This window comes from Rhodopseudomonas palustris BisB18 (assembly GCF_000013745.1).
In the GTDB taxonomy this organism is placed as follows: domain Bacteria; phylum Pseudomonadota; class Alphaproteobacteria; order Rhizobiales; family Xanthobacteraceae; genus Rhodopseudomonas_A; species Rhodopseudomonas_A palustris_F.
The window spans coordinates 4,909,136-4,930,102 of sequence record NC_007925.1 but is presented as its reverse complement, the minus strand read 5'-3'; the positions used below and the strand labels follow the sequence as shown (position 1 = coordinate 4,930,102).

The following is a 20,967-nucleotide window of genomic DNA, read 5'->3' as shown; positions in this document are numbered from 1 at the left end:
TCGCTTCAGCCCGCAGAGCCCGCAGACGACAGCCCCCCGGACAATGCCTCGCGCTCGGCGATGCATCCGCGGCATGAACAGACCTTCCCCAGCCTGACGCCGGCCGAGATCGCCCGGATCCGCCGGTTCGGCGAACTCCGGCGCTATCACGATGGCGACACGCTGTTCGAGACCGGCAAGACCGGCCCCGGCATGTTCGTCATCCTCGACGGTCACGTCGCCATCACCCAGCGCGACGGCCTTGGCCATATCACCCCGGTGGTCGAGCAGGGCCCTGGGCAGTTCTTGGGCGAACTCGGGCAATTGTCCAACCGCTACGCGCTGGTCGACGGCCATGCCGAGGGCGAGGTCGAATGCCTGCTGATCCCGCCGGAGCGGCTGCGCGCGCTGCTGGTGGCCGAAGCCGACCTCGGCGAGCGCATCATGCGGGCGCTGATCCTACGCCGCGTCAGCCTGATCCAGGGCGGCGTCGGCGGCCCGGTGCTGATCGGCGCGCCGAATTCCGGCGACCTGGTGCGGCTGCAGGGCTTCCTCACCCGCAACGGTTATCCGCATCACCTGCTCGATCCGGCGCAGGACAAGGACGCCGCCGATCTGGTGGCGCGCGCGGCGCCGCAGCCGTCCGATCTGCCGCTGGTGGTGACGCCGGACGGCAGCATCCTGCGCAATCCCTCCGAGAGCGACGTCGCCCGCGCCATGGGCATGCTGGGCGCCGTCAGCCCCGATAAATTGTACGACGTGGCGATCGTCGGCAGCGGCCCCGCGGGGCTGTCGACCGCGGTCTATGCCGCCTCCGAGGGGCTGTCGGTGGCGGTGCTCGATGCGCGGGCGTTCGGCGGCCAGGCCGGCGCCAGCGCCCGGATCGAGAACTATCTCGGCTTCCCGACCGGGATCTCCGGCCTGGCTTTGACCGCGCGGGCCTACAACCAGGCGCAGAAATTCGGCGCCGAGATCATGATCCCGGTGTCGGTGAAGACATTGCAATGCGGCTGCGACGACGGCACCTTTGCGCTGACGCTGGACGACGGCGCGCCGTTGCGGGCGAAGTCGATCGTGGTGGCGAGCGGCGCCCGCTATCGCCGGCCGCGGATCGACAATCTCGACAAGTTCGAAGGCCGCGGCGTGTGGTACTGGGCCTCGCCGATCGAGGCCCGGCTGTGCAAGGACCAGGAGGTGATCCTGGTCGGCGGCGGCAATTCCGCAGGGCAAGCCGCGGTGTTCCTGTCGGCGCATGCCAGCAAGGTGCACATGGTGATCCGCGGCGGCGGGCTCGGCGCCAGCATGTCGCGCTATCTGATCGAGCGGATCGAATCGACGCCGAACATCGAGCTTCTGTTCAATACCGAGATCGTGTCGCTCGAAGGCGCGGCCGACGCCACGCTAGAGCGCGCGCAATTGCGCAGCCGGCTGTCCGGCGAGGCGAGCTGGAGCAATATCCGCAACGTGTTCCTGTTCGTCGGCGCCGACCCCGCCACCGGCTGGCTCGACGGCTGCGGCGTGGCGCTCGACCGCGCCGGCTTCGTCATCACCGGGGCGGCATACGAGCAGCGGCCGGCGACGCCGCTGGAGACCTCGGTGCCCGGCGTATTCGCGGTCGGCGACGTGCGCTCCGGCTCGGTCAAGCGGGTCGGTGGCGCGATCGGCGAGGGCGCCCAGGTGGTGGCGTCGCTGCACGGTTACCTCGCCGACGCAACCGCGGCGGCACCGCCGGTATGACAGACGGATGCCCTGTTCGCGACGCGATTTCTCAGCGCTCCATCGCGAGTATCGACTGATCCGAAGGCCGGACTGCTACGCAGCCGCGCCGCGGAGTTGATGACGAGCGTGCAACAAATTGCGGCGCGGTGCTCAACATTTTTTGATCGCCCCGGACCGAACATGCGCGCCGCGGCTCGCCGCTGTTGGTAGCGCTTTGCTAAGTTGTCGATTAGCATCTCGTCGGGTCCGAAAAAAGGAGGTGTCGACCTTTCCAGTTCTGCTCGGCGCCTATCAATGCCGACCCTGCTCGGCGCGCCGGCGAATAGGTCCAGTCCCTCCAACGACCTTTCCTCGACCACCTTTCCTCGACCACCTTTCCACGACCACCTGTCCACCACCGCGTTCGACAATCACGGAGAGGCTCTGCATGGCGACGATCACCAGCAAGGACGGCATCGACATCTACTACAAGGATTGGGGCTCCGGGCAACCGATCGTGTTCAGCCACGGCTGGCCGCTGTCGGCGGACGATTGGGATCCGCAACTGCTGTTCTTCTTGAGCAAGGGGTTCCGGGTGATCGCCCATGACCGCCGCGGTCACGGCCGTTCCAGCCAGACCGCCGACGGTCACGACATGGATCACTACGCCGACGATCTGGCGGCGCTCACCGCGCATCTCGACCTCAACGACGCCGTGCATATCGGTCACTCCACCGGCGGCGGCGAGGTGGTGCACTATCTGGCGCGCCACGGCGAGAGCCGCGCCGCCAAAGCGGTGCTGATCGGCGCGGTGCCGCCGATCATGGTGAAGACCGAAAGCAATCCCGGCGGGCTGCCGAAGCAAGTGTTCGACGGCTTGCAAGTGCAGGTCGCCACCAACCGCGCGCAGTTCTATCGCGACCTGCCGTCGGGGCCGTTCTACGGCTTCAACCGGCCGGGCGTCGCCGCGCAGGAAGGCCTCATCCAGAACTGGTGGCGGCAGGGCATGATGGGCGGCGCCAAGGCGCATTACGACGGCATCGTCGCGTTCTCGCAGACCGACTTCACCGACGACCTGAAGAAGCTCACCTTGCCGGTGCTGGTGCAGCATGGCGACGACGACCAGGTGGTGCCTTACGAGGATTCCGCGCCGCTCACCGCCAAGTTGTTGCAAAACGGCACGCTGAAAACCTACCAAGGCTTTCCGCACGGCATGATCACCACCCAGGCCGAGACCATCAACGCCGACATCCTGGCCTTCATCACCGGCTAATCACAGGCAAGTCATCACAGGCAAGTCATCACAGGCTAGCCATCGAAGCCGGTCATCGTTCGCGCGGCAAAGTTGTACCAGCGCGCCGCGACGCCCCGACGGCGTCGCGGCTAGTATCTGCCCCCCCAACTCGCGTATGATCGCGGCGCGGCCCGCATCGCATCAAGCGATCGCGGTTGCCGCGCGAGGGATGGACCGCACAATGAAAGTAATCCTGTTCGGCGCAACCGGAATGGTCGGGCAGGGCGTATTGCGCGAGTGCCTGCGCGATGCGGAGGTGGAACGCGTGCTGGCGATCGGCCGCACCGCGACGCACCGCCAGGTCGACAAGCTGCGCGAAATCCTGCGCGAGGATTTTCTGGATTTCTCCGATGTCGAATCTCAGCTGGCGGGCTACGACGCCTGCTTCTTTTGCCTCGGCGTCAGTTCGATTGGCCTCAACGAGCGGCACTACCGGCAATTGACCTATGACATCACGCTCGCCGCGGCGCGGACCCTGGCCAAGCTCAATCCGGCGATGACGTTCATCTATGTCAGCGGTCGCGGCACCGATTCCACCGAGCAGGGCCGGCTGATGTGGGCGCGGGTCAAGGGCAAGACCGAGAACGATCTGTTGAAGCTGCCGTTCAAGGGCTACATGTTCCGCCCCGCCATGATCCAGCCGCTGCGCGGCATCACCTCGAAGACCCGCTGGGTGCAGTTCTTCTACGATGTCGGCGCGCCATTGTGGAACTTGACCAAGAAACTGGTGCCGAACTACGTCACCACCACCGAGCAGGTCGGCCGCGCCATGATCAAGGTCGCCCGCGACGGCTATCCGAAGCCGGTGCTGGAGAGCGACGACATCAACAAGGTCGTGTGAACGCGTGCCCCGGACGCGGCGCAACGCGCCGCTTGCGGCGTGGTGCGCCGGGAGCCGGGGCGGTTACGGAACGCGGCATCTGGGACGGTCCCGGGTCTGCAGAGCAGCGCGAGAGCCGCTGCTCCTCGCCCGCGACACGCGCTCCTTTTGCTGAAAAGCGCCAAAACCGGCCCGATTTCCCATGAAATCGCCGCAAATCCAGCGGCTTTTGCAATCGTCGGCGGAGACGCCTAAGACGTCGGCACAGCAACCAGCAGGAATCGGCAGGACCAGGCATGGATCGGATTCGTATCGTCGGCGGCGCCCAGCTCAACGGCACCATTCCGATCTCCGGCGCCAAGAACGCCGCACTTCCGCTGATGATCGCCGGCCTTTTGACCGACGAGACCCTGATCCTCGACAACGTGCCGCGGCTGGCGGATGTCGCGCAATTGCAGCGCATTCTCGGCAATCACGGCGTCGACATCATGGCTGCCGGCAAGCGCCCCGGCGACCACGAATATCAGGGCCAGACCCTGCACATTTCCGCGAAGAACATCATCGACACCACCGCGCCCTATGAGCTGGTCTCGAAGATGCGCGCCTCGTTCTGGGTGATCGCACCCTTGTTGGCGCGGATGCACGAGGCGAAGGTATCGCTGCCCGGCGGCTGCGCGATCGGCACCCGTCCGGTCGATCTCCTGATCATGGCGCTGGAGAAGCTCGGCGCCACGCTCACCATCGACGGCGGCTATGTGATCGCCTCGGCCCCCGGCGGCCTCAAGGGCGCTGCGATCGAGTTCCCCAAGGTGACTGTCAGCGGCACCCATGTGGCGCTGATGGCGGCGACGCTGGCCCGCGGCACCACCGTGATCGGCAACGCCGCCTGCGAACCGGAAATCGTCGACGTCGCCGATTGCCTGAACAAAATGGGCGGCAAGATCAGCGGCGCCGGCACCCCGCGCATCACCATTGAGGGCGTCGCCAAGCTGCACGGCGCCCGCCACACCGTGCTGCCGGACCGCATCGAGACCGGCACCTATGCGATGGCGGTGGCGATGACCGGCGGCGACGTGCAATTGTCCGGCGCGCGGCCGGAATTGCTGCAATCGGCGCTCGACGTGTTGACGCAGGCCGGCGCCACCATCACCGTCAACAATGACGGCATCCGCGTCACCCGCAACGGCGCCGGCCTCAATCCGGTCACCGTCACCACCGCGCCGTTCCCGGGCTTTCCGACCGACCTGCAGGCGCAATTGATGGCGCTGATGGCCTGCGCCAAGGGCGCCTCGCACATCACCGAGACGATTTTCGAGAACCGTTTCATGCACGTGCAGGAGCTGGCGCGGTTCGGCGCGCGGATCCAGCTCGACGGCGAGACCGCCACCATCGACGGCGTCGCCAAGCTGCGCGGCGCGCCGGTGATGGCGACCGACCTGCGCGCCTCGGTGTCGCTGGTGATCGCAGGTCTTGCCGCCGAAGGCGAGACCATGGTCAACCGGATCTATCATCTCGACCGCGGCTTCGAGCGGCTCGAGGAAAAACTCTCCGCCTGCGGCGCCACCATCGAGCGCATCAGCGGATAAAAGGCGCAAGGTGACGCGGTGACCGGGCTGCTCAAGCTGATCGCGCTGGATGCCGACGCCCGCGCCGACGGTTTCGCTGCGTCCGGTCCCGCCGGAGGCGCGGCCGGCCCGTGATTCGCCCGACCACCTGCCATTCGGCCCATCTTGCAACATCCAAGGGTTGACGGCGATTTGTCGCCGCGCCATTGAGCAGGGGGCCCTTCGGACGAAGACCCCTGCTGGAAACCCGCAAATGCCCATTCGCCTCGATCGCCGCAGCGCCGATTTCGCCTCCCGATTCAACGCGTTCCTCGCCACCAAGCGGGAAGCTTCGATCGACATCGAGACCGCCACCCGCGGCATCGTCGACGACGTGGCGAAGCGCGGCGACGCCGCTTTGCTGGAAGCCACCGCCAAGTTCGACCGCTTGCCGCTCGAGGCCGCCGGCCTTGCGATCGGGCCGGACGAGGTCGCAGCCGCCGTTGCGGCTTGCGACGCCGAGACCATCGCGGCGCTGCAACTGGCTCGCGACCGCATCGAATCGTTTCACCGCCGGCAATTGCCGAAGGACGACCGCTTCACCGACGCGCTCGGCGTCGAGCTCGGCTGGCGCTGGAGCGCGATCGAGGCGGTCGGGCTGTACGTGCCCGGCGGCACCGCGTCCTATCCCTCCTCGGTCTTGATGAATGCGGTGCCCGCCAAGGTCGCCGGCGTCGAACGCCTGGTGATGGTGGTGCCGACCCCGGACGGCAAGCTCAATCCTCTGGTGCTGGCCGCCGCCTCGCTCGGCGGCGTCACCGAGATCTACCGGGTCGGCGGCGCCCAGGCGGTGGCGGCGCTGGCCTACGGCACCGCGACGATTGCGCCGGTGTCGAAGATCGTCGGCCCCGGCAACGCCTATGTGGCCGCCGCCAAGCGGCTGGTGTTCGGCAAGGTCGGCATCGACATGATCGCCGGCCCCTCCGAAGTGGTGATCATCGCCGACCAGACCGGCAATCCGGACTGGATCGCCGCCGACATGCTGGCGCAGGCCGAGCACGACGCCAACGCGCAGTCGATCCTGATCACCGACGACGCCGATTTGGCCGACCAGGTCGAGCGCGCCATCGCAGCACAGCTCACCACATTGTCGCGCGAAAAAATCGCCACCGCGTCCTGGACCGACTACGGCGCGGTGATCCTGGTCGGCAATCTCGACGAGGCCGCCGAGATCGCCAATGCGCTGGCCGCCGAGCATCTGGAAATCATGACCGTCGATCCCGAGGCGGTGGCGGGCAAGGTCCGCAATGCCGGGGCGATCTTCCTCGGCCCGCATACCCCGGAGGCGATCGGCGACTACGTCGGCGGCTCCAACCACGTGCTGCCGACCGCGCGCTCGGCGCGGTTCTCCTCGGGCCTCGGGGTGCTTGACTTCATGAAGCGAACCTCGATGCTGAAATGCGGGCCCGAGCAATTGCGAGCGCTGGGCCCGGCGGCAATGACGCTGGGCAAGGCCGAAGGCCTCGATGCCCATGCGCGCTCGGTCGGATTGCGCCTCAATTTGCGATGAGCCAGCAGGAACCAGACGATTCCCGAAATTGCATCGTCGCGGTGACGCTGGACGAGGAGTCGATCGGGCGTTCCGGGCCCGACATCGAGCACGAGCGCGCGATCGCGATCTACGACCTGGTCGAGAAGAACCTGTTCGCGCCGCAGGGCGGCGGCGAGGGGCCGTACACGCTGCATATCGGCATCACCGGCAACCGGCTGATGTTCGACATCCGCCGTGAGGACGGCAGCCCGGTGATGGTGCACCTGTTGTCGCTGACCCCGTTCCGCCGCATCGTGAAGGACTACTTCATGATCTGCGACAGCTATTATCAGGCGATCCGCACCGCCACGCCGGACAAGATCGAGGCCATCGACATGGGCCGCCGCGGCATCCATGATGAAGGCTCGCGCACGCTGCAGGAGCGGCTCGCCGGCAAGGTGCGGATCGATTTCGAGACCGCGCGGCGGCTGTTCACGCTGATCTCCGTGCTGCACTGGAAGGGCTGAGCGATGAACGCCGCGTGCGGGCTTGGATTGAGCCTTCGCCCGCGCGCCATCCCGCGGTCCTGAGCGATGCCGGCGTCGCCGCGCTCGCGCCATCCGCAAGCCGTGCTGTTCGCCTGCGGGATGAACGCCGTGCGCTCGCCGATGGCGGAGAGCCTGCTGCGGCAGATCGCGCCGCGCACCATGTACGTCCGCTCCGCCGGGGTGAAGAAGCAGGAGCTCGACCCGTTCGCGGTGGCGGCGATGGCCGAGCTCGGCGAAGACATTTCCAAGCACAAGCCGACCACTTTCGACGAACTCGACGACTACGAAGGGCTGAATTTCGACCTGATCGTCACGCTGTCGCCGGAGGCGCACCACAAGGCGCTGGAACTGACCCGCACCCACGCTATCGATGTCGAATACTGGCCGACCGCGGACCCCACCGGGCTCGACGGCAACCGCGAGCAGCGGCTGCAGGCCTATCGCGAGGTCCGCGACAGCCTGCAACAGCACATCCGCAAACGGTTCGGCCGCCACGGTCTGGGCAATGAGTGAGGCGGCCTTCGCCCATTATCCTCAGGCCTCTCAACGCACGTGCCCCGGACGCAGTGCAACGCGCCGCGAAGCGGCGTGGTGCGCTGCAGATCCGGGGCCGTTACGGACCGCAGCCTTCGCGACGGGTACCCCGAGACGCCGAATTCGTTACGGTCCCGGGTCTGCGGAACAGCGCGAAGGCGCGCTGCTCCGCGCCCGGGACACGGCGGCTTGATGCGTCGCCGCGGCGAAACTCTCCCTGCGCGGTTGTCGAAGCCGGACGCATCCGATAGGTTCCGCGCGCAGCCCTCAAGCCCCCGAAATCCCCGCATGCTCGGCCGTCCCAAATTCGTTCTCGCGTCCGGTTCGCCGCGGCGTCTCGCCCTGCTCAACCAGGCCGGCATCGAGCCCGACGCGCTGCGTCCGGCGGATATCGATGAGACGCCGACGCGCGGCGAGCTGCCGCGCTCCTGCGCCAATCGCCTGGCCCGCGCCAAGGCCGAGGCGGCGCTGAAATCGGTGCAGCTCGACGACGACCTGCGCGGCGCTTTCGTGCTCGCCGCCGACACCGTGGTGGCGGTCGGCCGCCGCATCCTGCCGAAGGCCGAGCTGGTCGACGAGGCCTCGCAGTGCCTGCGGCTGCTCAGTGGCCGCAACCACCGGGTCTACACCGCGATCTGCCTGGTGACGCCGAAGGAGAGCTTCCGGCAGCGCCTGATCGAGACCAAGGTGCGGTTCAAGCGGCTGAACGAGGACGACATCGAGGCCTATGTCGGCTCCGGGGAATGGCGCGGCAAGGCCGGCGGCTATGCGGTGCAGGGTATCGCCGGCACCTTCGTGGTCAAGATCGTCGGCTCCTACACCAATATCGTCGGGCTGCCGCTGTACGAGACCATTTCGCTGCTCGGCGGCGAGGGCTTCCCGATTCGCGCCGGTTGGCTCAATGCCAGCTGAGCCGCCGGCCAACGGCGCCAAGCCGGAGAAGCGCTGCCCGATCTGCGGCAAGCCGGCCACCGCGGCGTCGCGGCCGTTCTGCTCGGAGCGCTGCCGCGACGTCGACCTCAACCGCTGGCTGTCGAATTCCTACAGCATCCCGGCCGCCAAGGACGACGACGACGACGCCGATTGAGCGCTGCCGGCTGCTGCCCGCCCCGGTGCGCGGGCGGATCCGGCGCGCGGCGCCACGGCTTTCGATCGCCAGAACTTTTCACGGGATAAATCGACATCGGGCGGGTGGACAGCGCTGTCCTGCCTGACTATAACCCGGCGCTCCCCCGGTTTCGCGCCGGCGGACGACGCCCAGGTAGCTCAGTTGGTAGAGCATGCGACTGAAAATCGCAGTGTCGGTGGTTCGATCCCGCCCCTGGGCACCATTCACTTGAAGATGTCTTTCCCTTCAACAAGTTAAGCCCTTACAGTGAGCTGCGTGCGCCCGACTGTGTAACAACGGTGCGCAGCAATGCCGTCTCGACCGGTCCGCGAAGTGTGAGAGCTACCTTGCGGCGGCATTCTTCCCTGCCGTTCCGCACGACAAAGCGGCTCTCCGCGCGTGTCTCACCGCCGATCACCACGAAACCGATATTGCGAGGTTGTGCGGGTTGGTCAAAGATCTGACCCGGAATTGAAATTCTGCAGTGCGCCATGACTGGATCCCCCTGGCTCGGGCTGTCGCTTCTGCTCGCGGTGTCGCTGCTGTGGGGCACGTCCTTCGTGCTGATCGAGATCGCCGCGCAAGACTACGGCGCGCTGTCGATCGCGCTGTCGAGAGCCGCCGTCGCCGCTGTGGTTCTCGGCGGGGTCGCGGTGCTGTCCGTGCGCCGGCTGCGGATCGCGGCGCGCATCTGGCCGCGCATCGTGTTGCTCTCGGTGGTCGGGCAGGTGGTGCCGTTCTTTCTGCTCGGCCTCAGCGGCCGTCTCACCAGCAGCAGCAGTTCAGCCGTGATGATGGGGGCAGCTCCGATCGCAACGATCGTCGTCGCGGGGCTGATGTTGCAGGAGCGCTGGTCGGCGGGGCGCTGGCTCGGCGTGGTCGTCGCGGGTGCCGGCGTGGTGATCGCGTTCGGATGGAACGGCATCTTTCCATCGCCCGCGCCGGCGGGTTTCGGATCGGACGACGCGCTCGGCAAGCTTTGCGCGCTGGGCGCCGCTCTCGGCTACGCGTTCGGCGCGATCATCTTCCGGTCGATCCCGCCGCAGATTCCGCCGATGGTCGTGGCGGCCCTGTCGCTGTCGTGCTCGTCGCTGCTGTTGGCGGCTGGCGCCGTGCTGCAGGGAGATGCCCTGATTGCCTTTGGCCGTGCCGGCGCCGCGTCGTCCACCGCGATGGTTGCTCTCGGTGTTCTGAATACCGGGTGCGCCTACGCGATCTACTACAAGCTGATCTCGATTTCGGGGGCGGGCTTCGCGTCGCTGAACAACTATCTCGTTCCGATCATCGGCGCGACGGCGGGCGCCGTTCTGCTCGGCGAAGCGATCTCGTGGAATTTGGCGCTGGGCCTGCTGATGATCGTCTGCGGCATTCTGCTGTCGGCTCTGCTGCAAAACTAACACGAGAGTCCGCCGTCAGTGGCGCTGCCGACCGACCAGCACCCAAGGCAGCGCGCTGCCGTATTTGACGGTGTATTGCGCGACATAGCCGCATTTCGAGCACTCGAAGCTGCGCAGATCGCGGCCGCAGGCCATCGGCGCGATCCGGGTGACGCACATTCGCCCGCCGCAGCGGGCGCACGGCATCGGCGGGGCTTCCCGCAACACCTGGGTGCCCGGTGCAGAGCGGTGAGGATCGGTTGGCATAGGGGATCCTGGCTGTTTGGCGGGAGCACTAAACTCTTTCGCCATGCGCTGATTCGACGGCGCGAATGCAACCCTAGGAAGTTCAGCCGCAGTAATCTATCCAAATAAGACGCGTGGCAATTTGCGAAGAGGTCCGGACCTTGAGCGTTCCGGACCTTGCCGGCGTCCTGTCGACCCCAACGCGCCCTACGGCCGCTCGTTCCCCTTCGACATGCTTGGCCGAGGCAGCGGCGTGCTGGCGGTCCGCTCGGAGCCACAGACCACGCACCTGTAGAGCACGGCGTCTTTGCCGCAATACAGCAGCGGGTAATGCGCGATTGCCGACATCGGCTGTTCGGAGCCGCAGTAGCGGCAGTGCATGGCGGGCGAGCGACCGGAGCAGGCGGTTGCCGGAAATTGCAGCGACAACTGGCGCATCTCGTCTCCTCCGGAATAAGGCGGAAGCGCTACACTCCCTGTCCCCGGCAGCGGGCTAATGAGCGATTTGGCAATGCTGCATCGTAAAGCTACGGGGGCTGATTCGCTGTGCACTATTGGACGCCGTCGGACTGGGCGGGCAGTGCAGCATGGTTTCGGCCCGGCGGGATTCGCCGGCGCTGTGCTACTCGCGCTCGATGTGCGGCTTGTCGTGCAACACGGCGTTGAGCAGCGAACTGTTCACTTCGATCTTTCCGTTGTAACTGATCAGCCCGAGCTTGCGGAACTTGTTCATGAAGAAACTGACGCGCGAGCGCGTGGTGCCGATCATTTCCGCCAGGGTCTCCTGGCTGATATGCGGGGTGATCGGCTGCGGGTTGCCTTCCTTGCCGAAGTTCGCCAGCAGCAACAGCAATCGCGCCAGCCGCTTCTCGCTGGAGTTGAACAGCTGGTCGATCAGATCCTCTTCGATCCGGCTGTTGCGGGTGAGCAGGTAGGCCATAAAAAGTTCGGAGAATTTCGGCTGATCGTGCAGCGTCCTCAGCATGGCTTCCTTGGTAATCGACGTCACCAGCGACTCCTCCATCGCCACCGTGGTGGCCATGCGGTGCGAATGGCCGTTGAGGCAGCCTTCGCCGAAAAACTGCCCCGGCTCCATGATCGCCACCACGGCTTCCTTGCCCTGTTCGGACAGCACGGTGAGTTTGATCCGGCCCTTCTGAATGTAGAACACCGCGTTCGCCGCATCGCCCTGGACATAGACGGTCTGATTCTTGCGAAATTCCAGGATCGCCTTGCCCGCGCCGACCCCGGCGAGGAAGGCTTTTGAATCGAACGTATCCTTGACTGCGCGCTCCAACATAGCTTCCCTTTGTCTTGGTGCGTTACCGTACACAACTAGAACGTGTCGGTCGAGAGAAAGGTCCAGCGATGATCGACGAAATCGCGCTACTCGGCCGTGGCGCGCCCGCGGCTGTGGCCCTGCACCGCGGTGGCCGGCGGCTTCAGAAAGGCGTCGAACCGCTCTTTGACGATGGCGTAGCACTCGCAGGACGCCTTCTCGAGCCCCCGCCGGTCCAGTACCTGGATGGTACCCCGGTGGTAGCTGATGAGCCCCGCGGCCTGCATCGCCTGCGCCGCCAGCGTCACCGATTTGCGGTTGGCGCCCAGGATGTGCGACAGAAATTCGTGGGTATAGGGCAACGCCTCGCCGCCGGCGCGGTCATGCATCATCAACAGCCAGCGGCACATGCGTTGCTCGGTCGAATGCATGGCGTTGCAGGCCACCGTTTGCTGCACCTGCGAGAGCAAAGTTTCTGAGTAGCTCACGAACAGATTGCGGACGTGCTCGCTGGTCTTGAATTCGTATTGCAACAGCTCGATCGGACAGCGCGCGGTGTGGCCTTCCAGCTGCACGATGCAGCGGTTGAACGACACCCGGCTGTACATCGCCGCGAACAGTCCGAAGCCACCCTCGCGACCGATATTGGCGGTCTCGATCGCGTCGCCGTTCTCCAGCACGGTGAGCAGCGACAACACCGATCCTTGCGGAAAATACGCATGTTTCAGCAGGCCGCCGGCGTCGCACACCATGTCGCCGAGCTTGAAATGCGTCGGCTCCAGATGGGGTTCGATCCGTCGCCGGCTCGCCGGTTCCATCGCCGCCAGCAATTGGTTGGGCCGGTCGGCGTGATCGACGAGAGGGGGTGGTTCACGTCAAGTGGGGTCGCCTTCCGGGTTGTCGTCGTCGAACATCCGCGCGCATGGGTGTTCGACACCTCGGCGAATGCAAGCACGGCGCCGCGCCGAAGTCTGACTAAAATCGCTCACCTTGCTATGAAGCATGCGCATCGTCTTCCACGATGAGAACCACCGGCGGAGAAGGGGAGCTGCCCTGATGACTTGTCATCAGTGAGCCGCCAGGCTGAGCGGCGCGATCCGTTCGGTCGGGCCGTCAGTTGCGGGCTCGGACCATAGCTTCGCCATCCGCAGGCACTGGATTCTCAGCTCCGGGTTCAAAGTATCGCTTGCGATCTGCCGAAAATCCGCGGCCAGCCGCAGGCATTCAAGCTCAAGTCGGCGCTCTTCGTCACGGTCGAACATCGCGTATCTCCTTGGGACCGCTCATTCATTGCACGCAAATCAGCGCCGTGTCGGTGGTCCACACCACAGACGTCAGGGAAAGATCGCCGGCAGAAAATCGCCGCCAGACGCTTCCCCTTGTCCGGTTTTGCTCAGACCGAATCGGCGAAACCCGGCAGAATTACGGGACAGTGCGGAACTCGCATCGGCGCAAGGCACTTGCGGCGGGATACGAGTGGATTCGGCGGAGCCCTTCATGCTGGAGCAGCCCTTCGAAAAGACTGCGGATTTCCCAATCTTTCTGCAATCTGAAGCGGTGCGTGACCAACTGCAATATCGGCTTCGGCAGCAATCCCTGTTGGGCGAGTTCGGCCGTTTTGCGCTGCAAACCCGCGGTGTCCCTCAGATCCTGCAGCGCGCCGCCGAATGCTGCGCCGAAGGGCTTCAGGCGCGGTTCGCCAAGGTGCTGGAATTTCTGCCGGACCAGAACCGGCTGCTCTGCCGCGCCGACGTCGGCTGGGCACCGGAACAGATCGACAGCGCGTCGCTCGGCACCGCCGTCGGCTCTCCTGCCGGATACGCCTATCAGACCGGTGAATCGGTGATCTCGAATCATTTGCCGGACGATCTCCGGTTTCACACCCCGCAAAGCTTGGTCGACCACGGCATCATTCGCGTCATCAACGTGCCGATCGCGCGCGGCGGCGAGGGCAAGGATTATTTCGGCGTGCTCGAGGTCGAAAGCTCGGATCCCGGTCAGTTCGACCAGGCCGACGCGGATTTTCTTGCCGCTTTCGCCGGTCTGCTCGGGATCGCGATCGAACGCGAGCAAGCCGACGCCAGGCTGGCCGAAGCGCTCGAGCATCAGGCGCTGCTGACCCGGGAAATGAGCCACCGTATCAAGAACAGCCTGGCATCGGTGGTCGGGCTGCTGCGCGTGCAATCACGTAGCGCGCACTCCGACGACGTCAGGGCCGCGCTCCAGGAGGCCTCGTCGCGGGTCGCCACCATCGCCCAGGTCCACGACAATCTGGCGCGCGGCTCGCGCATCGGCTTCATCGATCTCGCCGACTTCATCGAGGAGTTCTGCGGACGGCTGCAGGCCACGGCGAACGGAAACCAATTGTGCTTTCGCGCCGACCCGATCCCGCTGCCGGCCGATCATGCCATTCCGCTCGGGCTGCTGATCAACGAACTCGTCACCAACGCAGTCAAGCACGCCTATCCCGACCATTGCGGCGTGATCGAGCTGTCGGCCAGCAGGATCGACGGTCGGCTTTACGTCGAGGTCGCCGATCAGGGCGTCGGACTGCCCGCAGGATTCGATTTCGACGCGCCGCGGTGCAGTCTGGGCTTCAAGGTCATCAACGGGTTGGTGCGGCAGCTGCGCGGCCGTCTGCAGGCGCGGGCGAACCAGCCTTGCGGCGCGCGATTTCAGCTCGACCTGCCGATCCTGCCGGCGGCCGCGCAGATCGAGCGCTGACGCTGCATTGCGCGTGCGGCGCTTAGGACGTTTCGGTTAGGATTGAATCATCCAACCAAAATCGGCGTCATTCCGGGGGGCGAGTTCGAAGAACCAGCAAGTCCGGAATCCATACTCCCGGCGATGGTTATGGGATTCCGGGCTCGCTCGCGGCTGACGCTACTCGCGCCCCGGAATGACGGCCAGAACTCTTGAACCGCATCAATCCTAACCGAGAATGCTCTAGCAGTCCGCTGAAAAACTCAATTTCGCCGCGGTTCGATTTCGTTCTAGACTCTCTTCGATTCCGTTTTGTTCACGGGTTTGATGCCCTGCGCCGCAGTTTTTCAGCAGACTGCTAGTGCCGCACTCGTAACTCTACCCGGCGGAAAGTTAACGCATGGGTGACCTGCAAGCCCTATCGCTCTTGCCAGGTGCCGGCATTTTTCGGATCAGCTACGCACTCCCTGCGCTTGATCAGCGTCCTTGTGTCGGAGTGCGAGATGTCGCTGCTGAACAATTTCAAGATTACATTCAAGATCGTGCTGATCGTTACGTTGATGGCGATGCTGACGATCGGCGTGGCGAGTTTCGCGTCCGTCCGCTTGAAAGCCGTCGATGAAAATTACACGGATCTGGTGGATCGGGTCGGCAAGTTCACCTCGATGACCCTGCTTGCCTCCAGCCAGGCCAACGCCTATATCGCCGCGACGTTTCAATTGGCGGTGGAAACCACCGACGCCGGCAATACCAAGTACCTCGGCGCGCTTGGCGACAGCCGCAAGGCTTACGAGACGATGATCGCCCAGGTGCAGCGCGGCCTGCCGGAGCGGGCCGCGCTGATCGAGCCGGTCGCCGCGAAATTTTACAGCGCCTTCGGTGCTTGCGCCCCGGTAATCGATTTTGCGTCGAAGACCACTTCGCCGGAGGGCGCCCTGAAGGCCGCGGCTCGGCTGCAGGCCGAATGCGTCCCCTTGATCGAATCCGCGATCGCGGCGCAGACCAAGCTGGTCGAGGCGCTGCTGCTGGCTGCCGCGAAAGGGTCCGACCAATTGACCGTGGATACCAACTCCGCGGTGATGACGGTGCTGGCCGCCAGTGCGGTTGGTTTGCTGGTGATCTTTGCGCTGGCGATGTGGATCGGCATTAAGGGAATGGCGCAACCGATCGGCCAGTTGAAGGTCGTGATGGAAGCCTTCGCCCGCAACGATCTCACCGCCGACGTTCCCAGCAAGGAGCGCCGCGACGAGATCGGCGAGATGGCCCGCACCGTCGAGGTGTTCAAGACCAACGGCCTCGAAGTCGAACGGTTGAAGCAGGAGCAGATCGTGGCCGAACAGAGCGCGATCACGGTGCGCAAGACCGAGATGAACAAGCTGGCCCATGATTTCGAAAGCGCGGTCGGCGAGATCATTCAGACCGTGTCGTCGGCGGCGACCGAGTTGGAAGCCTCCGCCACCACTTTGTCGGCGACGTCCGAGCGCGCCGAGCAACTCACCACGGTGGTCGCCGCGGCTTCGGAAGAAGCCTCCACCAATGTGCAGTCGGTGGCTTCGGCCACCGAGGAGATGAGCTCGTCGGTCAACGAGATCAGCCGCCAGGTGCAGGAATCCTCGCGCATTGCCAACGAGGCGGTGCAGCAGGCGCAGAAGACCAACGACCGGGTCGGCGAACTGGCCAAGGCGGCGGCGCGGATCGGCGACGTCGTCGAACTGATCAACACCATCGCCGGGCAGACCAACCTGTTGGCGTTAAACGCCACGATCGAGGCGGCCCGCGCCGGCGAGGCCGGTCGCGGTTTCGCGGTGGTCGCCTCCGAGGTGAAAGCGCTCGCCGAGCAGACCGCGAAGGCGACCGGCGAGATCGGCCAGCAGATCACCGGCATTCAGGCCGCCACCCAGGAATCGGTCGGTGCGATCCGGGAAATCGGCGACACTATCGGCAAGATGTCGGAGATCGCCGCCACCATTGCCTCCGCGGTGGAAGAGCAGGGCGCCGCCACCCAGGAAATCTCCCGCAACGTGCAGCAGGCGGCGCTGGGCACCCAGCAGGTCAGTTCCAACATCACCGACGTGCAGCGCGGCGCCTCCGAGACCGGTTCGGCCTCCTCGCAGGTACTGTCGGCGGCACAGACGTTGTCGCGCGACAGCAGCCGGCTGAGGCAGGAAGTCAGCAAGTTCATGGACACCGTGCGCGCCGCTTAAAGCATTTTCGGTTAGGATTGCTACGGTTCAAGAGTCCCGGGCCGTCATTCCGGGGCACGAGCAGCGTCAGCTGCGAGTGAACCCGGAATCCATAACCACCGCAGGGAGTATGGATTCCGGACTTGCTCGTTGTTCGAACTTGCAATCCGGAATGACGACGACATTTTGATTGGATGATTCAATCCTAACCGAAAATGCTCGAGCACCGCGGCCCGCCACCGCCGCCCTCGCCTGCTCCGGAGCAGGACGCCGACTGGGCGACCTATTGCCGAGGCGTTGCTGTCCAGAGCAGACGCGTGGTGGAGTCGTCGTCCTGCTCTGGCTTTTCGATTGCGCATGATCGTTTCCGAAAGCACCCAGTTTCGGATTGGTCCAGTAATTGTACTTGGTCGCAAATTAACGCTGCGTAGAGCGACGCGGGGTTAGTTACCAATGTATCACCGCGATCGGCATCCGGCCCGGCACGCCGATCCTTATCACGCGACATCGCGCTGGAGCACTGAATGTCCTGGCTCAATAATTTCAAGATCATCTACAAGATCATCCTGATCGTCGGCCTGATGGCGATAGTGACGCTCGGGATCGTCGGCTTTGCGGCCGGCCAGATGCAAGAGATGGATGATGCCAACACCGATATGGTGACCCGGATCGACAAGTCGTCGACGCTGGCGGTGCGCGCCGCCAGGCGTGCCGAGAACTACGTCTCGACCGCGTTCCATCTGCTGGCGGAAACCTCCGGCGCCGGTAACGCCAGGTTGCTGGCGCAGGCCAAGGAGAGCCGGCAATCGTTCGAGAAGGGCATGGCATCGGTGCTGCAAGCCATGCCGGAGCAGGCCACGCTGATCAAGCCGGTGATCGCCCAATTCCAGACCGCGTTCGCTGCGTGCGACCCGGTCATTGAATTTGCCTCCACCACGTCCTCGACCGAGGACAATCTGATCGCCGCGACGCGCCTCAAGACGGAATGTGTCCCGGTGGTCGAGGCCGGCATCAAGGCCCATATCGCGATGGTCGATACCATGCTCGCCGATGCAGGCAAGGCGTCCGATTTGATGTCGGCGCGCGCCGCCAGCTCGATCCGTACGGTGTGGGCGGCGGGAATTGTCGGTCTGCTGTTAGCGTTCGCTATCGCGATGTGGATCGGCAGCAAGGGATTGGCGCAGCCGATCGGCTCGCTCAAAAGCGTGATGGAAGTGTTCGCGCACGGCGATTTCAAAGCCAGCGTACCCAGCATCGAGCGCCGCGACGAGATCGGCGAGATGGCCCGCACCGTCGAGGTGTTCAAGACCAACGGCCTTGCGGTCGAACGAATGAAAGAAGAGCAGGCCACGGCCGAACGCACCGCCATCACCCAGCGCAAGACCGAGATGAGCAAATTGGCCGCCGATTTCGAAAGCGCGGTCGGCGAGATCATCCAGACCGTGTCGTCGGCGGCGACCGAGTTGGAAGCCTCCGCCGGCACCTTGTCGGCGACCTCGGAGCGCGCCGAGCAGCTCACCACGGTGGTTGCGGCGGCTTCGGAAGAGGCCTCCACCAATGTGCAGTCGGTGGCCTCGGCGACCGAGGAGATGAGCTCGTCGGTCAACGAGATCAGCCGCCAGGTGCAGGAATCCTCGCGCATCGCCAGCGAGGCGGTGCAGCAGGCGCAGAACACCAACGACCGGGTCGGCGAACTGGCCAAGGCGGCGGCGCGAATCGGCGCCGTGGTCGAACTGATCAACACCATCGCCGGGCAGACCAACCTGTTGGCGCTGAACGCGACGATCGAAGCCGCGCGCGCCGGCGAGGCCGGTCGCGGCTTCGCGGTGGTGGCCTCCGAGGTGAAAGCCCTCGCCGAGCAGACCGCCAAGGCCACCGGCGAGATCGGTCAGCAAATCGCCGGGATTCAAGCTGCCACCCAGGAGTCGGTCGGCGCGATCAAGGAGATCGGCGATACTATCGGCAAGATGTCGGAGATCGCCGCCACCATTGCCTCCGCGGTGGAAGAGCAGGGGGCGGCCACGCAGGAAATCTCCCGCAACGTGCAGCAGGCGGCGCTGGGCACCCAGCAGGTCAGTTCCAACATCACCGATGTGCAGCGCGGCGCCTCCGAGACCGGCTCGGCCTCCTCGCAGGTGTTGTCGGCGGCACAGACGTTGTCGCGCGACAGCAGCCGGCTGAGGCAGGAAGTCAGCAAGTTCATGGACACGGTGCGCGCCGCTTAAAGCGGTTTGCAACCGGTTTTCATCGCGCCGCAGGCGTCAATCGTCATGTCGCGTCGGTTCGGGGCTGACTTGCGCGCCATGCTTGCTAAAACACCGTGATGAAACCTGATCCGATTCGTCTGCTCGGCTCCGCGCTGGCGGTGCTGTGGCTGGTCGCGGCGCCGGCCCGCGCCGAGGACGCCGCCAAACGTCCCGTCGACGCGATGGCGCAGCTCGCCTCGCCGCAGGCGATCGCGGAGTATCGCGCCCGGCTGCAGCAATATCTCGAGGCCCGGCAGGAGTACGAGGCCGACGCCAGCGCCTATTGGAGCGCGATCTCGGAGAAGCGGCGCGGCCGCAACGCCAAGCGCCGCGACGGCGAGCCGGTCACGCCCGACGACTACGTGCTGGTGCAACCGCCGGTCTATGACGGCCCGAAGCGGCCGGTGGATCCGCAGCCGGCGGAGAAGCCCGCGCCCGGCCGCGAACGCAAGGCCATTCCGCTGGTCGGCGATCTGCTGCAGGCCGCCGCCCAGCATTATCAGATCGCCCCGCAGCGCCCCGCCGCCGAACTCGAATTCAAGCGCGCCTATGCCCGCGCCGCGCTCGCCGCCGGGTTGACGCGGGAGCAGGCGGTGCGGGTCTATGCGTTCGAAACCGGCGGCAATGGCGGCCACGACATGCAGTCCGGATTGAGCGCGTCGCGTCCCGGTTCGCGGGCGATCTCCACGGCGATCGGCTACAATCAGCTGCTCACCACCAACAGCGTCGAACTGATGGCCGAGCAGGGCCACGCTATCGTCGCGGCGCTGATCGAGAAAGCCGCGCGGTTGAGCGGGGCGCCGCGCCAGGCACTGGATCGCAAGATCGCGGTGGTGAAGCGGATGGTGGCGTTCGCCCGTTCGGTGCCGGACCAATGGAGCGAGCATGAGAAGCTCGGCAACCAGCCGCAGGGCTGGGCGATCCACGCCATGGTGCTGGATCTCGACGTCGGACCGCTGCTGCAAGTCCACAAGCTTCTAACCTCGGTGCGGTTTGCGCGGCAGAAGGGCCACAGCCGTCCGCTCAGCGCCGCCGAACTGGAGATGATGAATCTCACCGGCGATGGCACCGGGCTCGACATGGTGACGATGCCGCAGGCGCTGCGCGAACAGGTGCCGACCGCGAATTTCTTCCAGCGCAGCGGCTATGAGCGCAATCCGGTGGCGATTCGCCACAACACCGTGGCCAAACTGTTGGCGGTCACCGACGCCCGGATGGACAGCAACAGCAACAACCCCGGCGCCCGCGAATTGGCGGCGGCGTTCTAACGCGGCGTGCGGGTTGGTCGCATTCAATTAAGCCGTCATTCCGGGGCGCGAGGGCGTCAGCGCGAGCGAACCCGGAATCTTGCCGCGAGGTAGGCGTGACAGCTCGTTGCGATATTCCGGGTTCGCGCGCAGCTTGCGTTGCTCGCGCCCCGGAATGACGTCACATAGTCGATGGCGTCTCGCCCGGCGAACGACGCTCACGCGACGGATCATGAATTCAGGTCCCGCGCTATCCCGGGCCGAATTTGAATTTGCCGTCGTCCTCCAGATACGGCCCGCTGCGCATGTAGAGCTGGCCGTTGCTGCCGATGAAGAACAGCGTGTTCTTCGGCACCTTCTTGGCGCCCTTCAAGAGATCCTTGGCGTTGCTGGTGCCCATCTTGTAGGACCACGTCTTGCCGTTGCTCTCGTAGGCGTAGCCGACGTCCGGCGCCAGCACCCACGGCGTCGGCGCCGGCGCCGGCGCCGCGGTCTGCGCCAGCGCCGTGCTCGCCACGACGCCGAGGGCCGCGATGCCCGGCCACGTCTTGAGATATCCTGAACTCATCCTCCGTCTCCCATTGCGCGCGATCCAGCACTCAGAGCCTCAAGCCTGCGAATACTGCTTGAA

19 protein-coding genes and 1 tRNA gene are annotated in these 20,967 nt (G+C 65.3%); 15 read left to right on the top strand and 5 right to left on the bottom strand.

Translation table 11 applies throughout. The annotated features are described in order from the left end of the window. The first annotated feature begins 60 nt into the window (after nucleotides 1-60). From RPC_RS22145 to RPC_RS22095, 11 genes are all read left to right on the top strand, one after another. Nucleotides 61-1,716 carry an FAD-dependent oxidoreductase gene (locus RPC_RS22145; RefSeq protein ID WP_049766152.1) on the top strand — a complete coding sequence of 552 codons (1,656 nt, stop codon included), beginning with the start codon at nucleotides 61-63 and terminating at the stop codon, nucleotides 1,714-1,716. A gap of 409 nt (nucleotides 1,717-2,125) precedes the next feature. Then, the gene (locus RPC_RS22140) at nucleotides 2,126-2,950 is read left to right on the top strand and encodes an alpha/beta fold hydrolase (RefSeq protein WP_011474824.1); all 825 of its coding nucleotides are present in this window, start codon (nucleotides 2,126-2,128) and stop codon (nucleotides 2,948-2,950) included. Between the two features lie 202 nt (nucleotides 2,951-3,152). Further along, on the top strand, nucleotides 3,153-3,812 hold the full coding sequence (locus RPC_RS22135; RefSeq protein ID WP_011474823.1) for an NAD(P)H-binding protein: 660 nt from the start codon (nucleotides 3,153-3,155) through the stop codon (nucleotides 3,810-3,812). Nucleotides 3,813-4,087: 275 nt separating this feature from the next. Further along, a complete protein-coding gene (gene murA / locus RPC_RS22130; RefSeq protein ID WP_011474822.1) occupies nucleotides 4,088-5,377 on the top strand; it encodes a UDP-N-acetylglucosamine 1-carboxyvinyltransferase in 1,290 nt (429 codons plus the stop codon). Nucleotides 5,378-5,609: 232 nt separating this feature from the next. Further along, nucleotides 5,610-6,905, top strand: a complete 1,296-nt coding sequence (gene hisD / locus RPC_RS22125) for a histidinol dehydrogenase (RefSeq protein WP_011474821.1) — start codon at nucleotides 5,610-5,612, stop codon at nucleotides 6,903-6,905. Further along, complete coding sequence (locus RPC_RS22120) at nucleotides 6,902-7,393, top strand: UPF0262 family protein (RefSeq protein WP_011474820.1); 492 nt, start codon at nucleotides 6,902-6,904, stop codon at nucleotides 7,391-7,393. The genes hisD and RPC_RS22120 overlap by 4 nt, the downstream gene beginning before the upstream one ends. 66 nt (nucleotides 7,394-7,459) lie before the next feature. Continuing rightward, the gene (locus RPC_RS22115) at nucleotides 7,460-7,927 is read left to right on the top strand and encodes a low molecular weight phosphatase family protein (protein WP_011474819.1); all 468 of its coding nucleotides are present in this window, start codon (nucleotides 7,460-7,462) and stop codon (nucleotides 7,925-7,927) included. Nucleotides 7,928-8,236: 309 nt separating this feature from the next. Further along, a complete protein-coding gene (locus tag RPC_RS22110) occupies nucleotides 8,237-8,860 on the top strand; it encodes a Maf-like protein (protein ID WP_011474818.1) in 624 nt (207 codons plus the stop codon). Further along, the gene (gene yacG, locus RPC_RS22105) at nucleotides 8,850-9,035 is read left to right on the top strand and encodes a DNA gyrase inhibitor YacG (RefSeq protein ID WP_011474817.1); all 186 of its coding nucleotides are present in this window, start codon (nucleotides 8,850-8,852) and stop codon (nucleotides 9,033-9,035) included. The genes RPC_RS22110 and yacG overlap by 11 nt, the downstream gene beginning before the upstream one ends. A 168-nt stretch (nucleotides 9,036-9,203) precedes the next feature. Further along, nucleotides 9,204-9,279: transfer RNA gene (locus RPC_RS22100), tRNA-Phe, on the top strand. Nucleotides 9,280-9,547: 268 nt separating this feature from the next. After that, nucleotides 9,548-10,453 carry a DMT family transporter gene (locus RPC_RS22095; RefSeq protein WP_011474816.1) on the top strand — a complete coding sequence of 302 codons (906 nt, stop codon included), beginning with the start codon at nucleotides 9,548-9,550 and terminating at the stop codon, nucleotides 10,451-10,453. A gap of 15 nt (nucleotides 10,454-10,468) precedes the next feature. On the opposite strand, the gene RPC_RS26385 is transcribed toward RPC_RS22095, so the two are convergent. From RPC_RS26385 to RPC_RS22075, 4 genes are all read right to left on the bottom strand, one after another. Continuing rightward, on the bottom strand, nucleotides 10,469-10,699 hold the full coding sequence (locus tag RPC_RS26385) for a hypothetical protein (protein WP_157043273.1): 231 nt from the start codon (nucleotides 10,697-10,699) through the stop codon (nucleotides 10,469-10,471). 601 nt (nucleotides 10,700-11,300) lie between these two features. Next, on the bottom strand, nucleotides 11,301-11,978 hold the full coding sequence (locus RPC_RS22085) for a Crp/Fnr family transcriptional regulator (protein ID WP_011474814.1): 678 nt from the start codon (nucleotides 11,976-11,978) through the stop codon (nucleotides 11,301-11,303). Nucleotides 11,979-12,064: 86 nt separating this feature from the next. Beyond that, nucleotides 12,065-12,775 (bottom strand): Crp/Fnr family transcriptional regulator, encoded by a 711-nt coding sequence (locus RPC_RS22080; RefSeq protein ID WP_011474813.1) that lies wholly within the window; start codon nucleotides 12,773-12,775, stop codon nucleotides 12,065-12,067. Nucleotides 12,776-13,024: 249 nt separating this feature from the next. Then, nucleotides 13,025-13,219: a hypothetical protein gene (locus tag RPC_RS22075; RefSeq protein WP_041802202.1), complete on the bottom strand. Its 195-nt coding sequence runs from the start codon at nucleotides 13,217-13,219 to the stop codon at nucleotides 13,025-13,027. Nucleotides 13,220-13,454: 235 nt separating this feature from the next. Between RPC_RS22075 and RPC_RS22070 the strand changes: the two genes are divergently transcribed. From RPC_RS22070 to RPC_RS22055, 4 genes are all read left to right on the top strand, one after another. After that, nucleotides 13,455-14,681, top strand: a complete 1,227-nt coding sequence (locus tag RPC_RS22070; protein WP_011474812.1) for a sensor histidine kinase — start codon at nucleotides 13,455-13,457, stop codon at nucleotides 14,679-14,681. 482 nt (nucleotides 14,682-15,163) lie between these two features. After that, complete coding sequence (locus tag RPC_RS22065) at nucleotides 15,164-16,864, top strand: methyl-accepting chemotaxis protein (RefSeq protein ID WP_011474811.1); 1,701 nt, start codon at nucleotides 15,164-15,166, stop codon at nucleotides 16,862-16,864. Nucleotides 16,865-17,367: 503 nt separating this feature from the next. Continuing rightward, nucleotides 17,368-19,068 carry a methyl-accepting chemotaxis protein gene (locus RPC_RS22060; RefSeq protein ID WP_011474810.1) on the top strand — a complete coding sequence of 567 codons (1,701 nt, stop codon included), beginning with the start codon at nucleotides 17,368-17,370 and terminating at the stop codon, nucleotides 19,066-19,068. Nucleotides 19,069-19,166: 98 nt separating this feature from the next. After that, complete coding sequence (locus RPC_RS22055; protein WP_011474809.1) at nucleotides 19,167-20,357, top strand: hypothetical protein; 1,191 nt, start codon at nucleotides 19,167-19,169, stop codon at nucleotides 20,355-20,357. Between the two features lie 229 nt (nucleotides 20,358-20,586). Here the strand turns inward: RPC_RS22055 and RPC_RS22050 are convergent, their stop codons facing one another. Further along, on the bottom strand, nucleotides 20,587-20,904 hold the full coding sequence (locus tag RPC_RS22050; protein ID WP_011474808.1) for a hypothetical protein: 318 nt from the start codon (nucleotides 20,902-20,904) through the stop codon (nucleotides 20,587-20,589). Nucleotides 20,905-20,967 lie beyond the last annotated feature (63 nt).

Excerpts from the sequence above, each read along its gene's own strand:
- RPC_RS22070 (WP_011474812.1), top strand. The coding sequence starts at position 13,455 with ATGCTGGAGCAGCCCTTCGAAAAGACTGCGGATTTCCCAATCTTTCTG.
- RPC_RS22145 (WP_049766152.1), top strand. The coding sequence starts at position 61 with ATGCATCCGCGGCATGAACAGACCTTCCCCAGCCTGACGCCGGCCGAG.
- RPC_RS22120 (WP_011474820.1), top strand. The coding sequence starts at position 6,902 with ATGAGCCAGCAGGAACCAGACGATTCCCGAAATTGCATCGTCGCGGTG.
- RPC_RS26385 (WP_157043273.1), bottom strand. The coding sequence starts at position 10,699 with ATGCCAACCGATCCTCACCGCTCTGCACCGGGCACCCAGGTGTTGCGG.
- RPC_RS22135 (WP_011474823.1), top strand. The coding sequence starts at position 3,153 with ATGAAAGTAATCCTGTTCGGCGCAACCGGAATGGTCGGGCAGGGCGTA.
- hisD (WP_011474821.1), top strand. The coding sequence starts at position 5,610 with ATGCCCATTCGCCTCGATCGCCGCAGCGCCGATTTCGCCTCCCGATTC.
- RPC_RS22075 (WP_041802202.1), bottom strand. The coding sequence starts at position 13,219 with ATGTTCGACCGTGACGAAGAGCGCCGACTTGAGCTTGAATGCCTGCGG.
- RPC_RS22085 (WP_011474814.1), bottom strand. The coding sequence starts at position 11,978 with ATGTTGGAGCGCGCAGTCAAGGATACGTTCGATTCAAAAGCCTTCCTC.
- yacG (WP_011474817.1), top strand. The coding sequence starts at position 8,850 with ATGCCAGCTGAGCCGCCGGCCAACGGCGCCAAGCCGGAGAAGCGCTGC.
- RPC_RS22140 (WP_011474824.1), top strand. The coding sequence starts at position 2,126 with ATGGCGACGATCACCAGCAAGGACGGCATCGACATCTACTACAAGGAT.
- RPC_RS22055 (WP_011474809.1), top strand. The coding sequence starts at position 19,167 with ATGAAACCTGATCCGATTCGTCTGCTCGGCTCCGCGCTGGCGGTGCTG.
- RPC_RS22050 (WP_011474808.1), bottom strand. The coding sequence starts at position 20,904 with ATGAGTTCAGGATATCTCAAGACGTGGCCGGGCATCGCGGCCCTCGGC.
- RPC_RS22115 (WP_011474819.1), top strand. The coding sequence starts at position 7,460 with ATGCCGGCGTCGCCGCGCTCGCGCCATCCGCAAGCCGTGCTGTTCGCC.
- RPC_RS22060 (WP_011474810.1), top strand. The coding sequence starts at position 17,368 with ATGTCCTGGCTCAATAATTTCAAGATCATCTACAAGATCATCCTGATC.
- RPC_RS22095 (WP_011474816.1), top strand. The coding sequence starts at position 9,548 with ATGACTGGATCCCCCTGGCTCGGGCTGTCGCTTCTGCTCGCGGTGTCG.
- RPC_RS22065 (WP_011474811.1), top strand. The coding sequence starts at position 15,164 with ATGTCGCTGCTGAACAATTTCAAGATTACATTCAAGATCGTGCTGATC.
- RPC_RS22080 (WP_011474813.1), bottom strand. The coding sequence starts at position 12,775 with ATGGAACCGGCGAGCCGGCGACGGATCGAACCCCATCTGGAGCCGACG.
- RPC_RS22110 (WP_011474818.1), top strand. The coding sequence starts at position 8,237 with ATGCTCGGCCGTCCCAAATTCGTTCTCGCGTCCGGTTCGCCGCGGCGT.
- murA (WP_011474822.1), top strand. The coding sequence starts at position 4,088 with ATGGATCGGATTCGTATCGTCGGCGGCGCCCAGCTCAACGGCACCATT.